Annotated in this window: 1 pseudogene; it reads right to left on the reverse strand. The window is 59.1% G+C overall.

Annotation, left to right across the window (positions count from 1 at the left end):
- A pseudogene (locus tag ADK28_RS18745) lies at nucleotides 1-319 on the reverse strand (sigma-54-dependent Fis family transcriptional regulator); the annotation flags it as partial.
- Nucleotides 320-443: the final 124 nt, after the last annotated feature.

The raw sequence follows: 443 nt of genomic DNA on the forward strand, positions 1-443 counted from the left end.
GCATGGTCATCAGCAGTTCACGAAAACCCGCGTGCTCTGTCCGCGCCCCCCCGTTCAGGGTTTCCCAGAGATGCGGGGCGTTGTCATGTACCACACCGGCCAGCGGATGGCCGAAGTCATCCACCGGCAACTCCAGACGAAATGCTCCGCCGGGATGTTGTCCGGAACACTCCAGTAAACGTCCACTGTAATCGCACAGTCCCAGGATAATGCCCAGAGGCTGCAAGCGTTCACGGAGGGTCGCGAGCAGCCAGTCGACCAGCGCGGCATCATTGTCCGGCTGGATCAGGGATTCTGCAAACTGCAGCGCCTGTAGCATGTTCACCCTTCCACCACTGACACAAACTCACCGGCATCGACACCAATACGGATCCGGGATACCGGTTCAGCCGCTGATGTCTTCTGCAGCAATTTCAGCGACAACGACGGCAACAACGCTCCGT

This window comes from Serratia sp. 506_PEND (assembly GCF_001076875.1).
GTDB classification, from domain to species: domain Bacteria; phylum Pseudomonadota; class Gammaproteobacteria; order Enterobacterales; family Enterobacteriaceae; genus Serratia; species Serratia marcescens.